Source organism: Vallitalea sp., from assembly GCF_025211055.1.
Lineage (GTDB): Bacteria > Bacillota > Clostridia > Lachnospirales > Vallitaleaceae > Vallitalea.
In genome coordinates this window covers 1-3,932 of sequence record NZ_JAOARO010000097.1, presented here as the reverse complement: position 1 = coordinate 3,932, position 3,932 = coordinate 1, and the positions used below count along the sequence as shown (strand labels likewise).

The 3,932-nt window shown below is 30.0% G+C and carries 4 protein-coding genes; 2 read left to right on the top strand and 2 right to left on the bottom strand.

Features of this window, described 5'->3' with window-relative positions; all coding sequences use genetic code 11:
- Positions 1–779: hypothetical protein (locus tag N4A55_RS15515; RefSeq protein WP_330666439.1), on the bottom strand; the 779-nt coding region annotated here is incomplete at its 3' end.
- 1,643 nt (positions 780–2,422) lie between these two features.
- On the opposite strand from N4A55_RS15515, the gene N4A55_RS15510 reads away from it, so the two are divergent.
- Positions 2,423–2,563 (top strand): hypothetical protein, encoded by a 141-nt coding sequence (locus N4A55_RS15510; RefSeq protein ID WP_293758090.1) that lies wholly within the window; start codon positions 2,423–2,425, stop codon positions 2,561–2,563.
- A 268-nt stretch (positions 2,564–2,831) separates the two neighbouring features.
- On the opposite strand, the gene N4A55_RS15505 is transcribed toward N4A55_RS15510, so the two are convergent.
- The gene (locus tag N4A55_RS15505) at positions 2,832–3,023 is read right to left on the bottom strand and encodes a permease (RefSeq protein ID WP_293758087.1); all 192 of its coding nucleotides are present in this window, start codon (positions 3,021–3,023) and stop codon (positions 2,832–2,834) included.
- Between the two features lie 92 nt (positions 3,024–3,115).
- Here N4A55_RS15505 and N4A55_RS15500 point away from each other — a divergent pair, with 92 nt between their 5' ends.
- On the top strand, positions 3,116–3,766 hold the full coding sequence (locus tag N4A55_RS15500) for a hypothetical protein (RefSeq protein WP_293758084.1): 651 nt from the start codon (positions 3,116–3,118) through the stop codon (positions 3,764–3,766).
- The last annotated feature ends 166 nt before the right edge of the window (positions 3,767–3,932 follow it).

Genomic DNA, 3,932 nt, shown 5'->3' with positions numbered 1-3,932 from the left:
GTATCTAATATCTGTGGTGGTGGTACTGTTGGTAAAGTGAACTCTTTTATACATGGTAAACTCCATGTGTTTTCTAAGTCTTTTACAATGTATTCAACAGTATATGTTGCCCCTGGCTTAAGGTTATCAGGGATTTTATAATATTTTTCTATAGGACGTGTTTTATCCCAATATACTATTTTACGTTCTATAATACCTTTTTGTGGGTGGTTGTATTGATGGTCTAGGTCATATGACCCATCTTCCCATGTTGTTTCATATACTCTTGTTGATGGATTGTATACCCAATCTAAGTTAAACTGTGCAATAGGTTTACGGTGTATATTGATTGAAGTCCTGAATATATTTGAATATAATTCATCATCTTCATAACCAGTGATACTGTCCTTTACTCTATGGTAAATGTCTAGTCTCCCTGTTTTATCTAAAACAGTTGGTTTATGTGTTGTCCACTCTTCATCCTCTTTGTACTCTGCTTTACCGTAACTAAACATTCCTAGTGAATTATCGTAGTAGTTTGGATTATGGATATATTGGAATCCGTTTTCTTTTAACTCGTCCCCTTCTGTTTCTAATTCTACTGTTTCAATGTTAACATTACTTCCTAACTCTACTAAATAGTCAGAAGAAAAAGGATTATCTTCAATAATATTATCTAAGGCTTTATTGATGCTACCTAAAATATCATTAGCACTATAGTAATGATTATACAAGCTGTACTGGCTCTTTATAGTACTGTTACCTATAAGTGTTACATTAAAATCATGTTCTTTTGCCAAGTCCTCAAATTCCTTAATTGGTGTTAATCTATTTTTATGTTCATATGGTGAAGTTGTATTAATGCCGTTTTCTGATACATAAATGATATACTTGTCGGCTTCACTCCTAAGATTTATTTTTGTCGTTATAATGATCTTGAATCCTTGATGTACAGCTTGATTCAGCAGTCCGAAAGGATTTAAAGGGAAAGATTATGATAAACTATTAGATAAATAAGATAAAGAAATATATATATTATATATAGAAATTCTCTGGGAAAAATTGTAAATATATGAGTCAAAAACACAGACAATAAACCCTTAAAAAGACAAATTAGTGATATCTCTTACTAGTAACTGTATAGTGGTACTTATAAAAATAAGTTCTCATAAAGATACCACTATAGAATACCAGTATCAAATACCACATCAATAATTACCAGTATGATATTAAAAACATAGTCAAGAAAAGATTAATTGCAATGCAACCAAATGACAAGAGTATTTCCCTTTTTAACTTGCTAATTAATACAATCCCTTTGAAGAAATTTAATGCCTTGTACTCTTAAAATGCTTACATGATTTATTCGTTATCAGGTGGGGACGAGGTGCAACCCCTAACCCTAAAACAGATATATCTAGGATAATACTATAGTGTATATCTATATGTATAATACTAATAGTGTTTATATATAAAAAAATCGCCCAATCGAACTATCCTATTGAACTATCATTCAACCCATCTCGAGTGCTTTGCTAGTAATAGTCCCAATTGTCGGCGGGGCGAAAATCAGGGCAGAATAACAACGAAAATAGAATTAGTTGCAATGCAACTAAATATTTGACGTTTTAAGGGGTGCTAAATTGTACAAGCCATAGATTATTTTGCCTAGAAAGCAAAAAAATGGTTTAAAATGACCAAATTTGCCATTTTAAACCGTTTTTATATTAATATCTACCCCCTGCATATTTAACATAATATTTATAACAATGATTATATATATTTTTTTCATTCATGTAATATTTGACTATTCCCGAATGGATATAGTACAATTAACGAGTAAAGTTTTATTACTCTACTAGATAGAAAAATGTATAGATACTCATTAGATGAGGAAAAGTTTATATTATTGTTTAGTTACTCTACAGAGATAGAGAAAATAGTTATTACCTTATCCAAGAATAAGGAAAGTTAAGAGAAAAAATGTTTAAAGATTCAATACACCAACATGGTGTAAGTCATCAAAGATGGCTATAGGTGCTTAAAAATTAAGCTATACCTACAAGTAAACTAAACTCGTCTACATTTGAGCGTTATCAAGTGAAAAAAATACTTCCAGGAATGAACTATCATTACTGAACTACGAAAGTAGCCTAGATATCTTAGGGGCATTTAGCCACCGCTATACACTATAGCATCTGTGAAACAGATATGTGGCGTTTGGTGTTAAACTCTGGTACATATTACGCATACGGTAGTGCTGTCTCTGTCTCTTTTTTTATAAAAAAGTAAGACAGAGACAGCACGGAAAACTGGCGATACAATTAGATAGAATGATACTCTTGGGAGATATAAGAAATAAAATGTTAGGAAGACGGGTACTTACTTTTCATTTCTTCTATTTCTTATACTCTTTTTTATGTAAACTAAAGGAGCTGATAAAGTGTTTAGTAAATTGGACGTGAAAAAAAAGATCAGTAAACGACTAAGCGAAAAAGAAAAGAAGGAATACGAAAAGTTCAAAAGGGAATTTGACCGTTGCTTCAATGAAAAAAAAATAATGGTTCAACACCGTCTTCCATAACGATCATGTTCTTAGGTCGTTATGGAAGGCGGTAGCATCAAGAAAGTAAGTTACATTAGGGGTAGCGTCATGAAAATGCTTAGCGTTGTAAATCCGCATTTTGCTGACGCTACCCCAGTATAGGAAATAGTAAGATATATCATAGAATAATTGCTTGTAAAATTAAATTTTTATACTATACTCTTTTATATTGATAATTATTTCTGAATTACATATCAAAATATTTTTTTAGTATTAACTTCAGCTTGCTTGTATATTTTAAAATAAACTATTTATTTTTTTTAATTTCTTCAATAATTAATGATGTATACACACTAATTACAGATGATAAATATAATATAGCAAAAATAATTGAATTATTATAATTAGGTTTCTCATCTAAAAAAAAACCTCCTACTGATATACACAATAAATATCCTATAATAAATACAAATATTCCTTTTATTACAATTTTCTTCATTTTTAGACACTCCTTAATATATTTTTTTATTTGACATATAGATAATTTTATTGTAACATGTATTGATATTTAAAAAAAGAGGAGGAGTTAAAATGAAAAAATTATTAATTACAATAATTTCACTATCTTTACTTATTAGTTCAACAGCATACGCAAATGAGGAAAAAGAAAATACATTAGCGGATTACCCTGATAGAATTTATGAATGGTATCTTGCAACTCAACGAACCTTGGAGGCACCTTCTTCAAGAGGAGCTGATTGGACATTATTTCATAGTGGAGATCCCGCACAAAAGGCTGGAGAAGTAGAGGATGTAAGTATCTCACGTTCATATAGTAATGGAATAACTGTAAATGTTTGTGGTGAAATATTAAGCAAAATAACTCCTAATATAGGTTATAATATTGGAGAAACCATCACATTTCAAACCGGAAAATTTTCAGCACCATTAGCATTAGGTGAATATGTTAGAGGTTATTATAAAGAACAATATGAAGTTACTGAATTTGATTTTAGACTTTATGAAAAAGATTTAACAGGACACATAATTAGAGTCGTAGAGTATTCACATATCGTAAATACATATAGAGCAATTTTACCAGTAATAAGATTGGAATATCATCAAAAAACAAACACAAGAGCTTTTAATACAGCTGATGATTTAGCATCTTTAACAAAAACTGAATATTACAAAGCGGATAAAGAAGGAAAATATTATTTAATAAAAACTGAATATAACTAAAAAACATTTAGTTATATTCTAGATGTAAGGGGCTGTCGTTAAATAGACTAGCCCACACATAAAAAAAGTCAGTGTAACTCATTAGGAGTTAGGCTGACTTTTTTACAAGAAAAAAAGATGCCTAACGATAAACATCTTTTCTCCGCTACATATACATTGTATAATG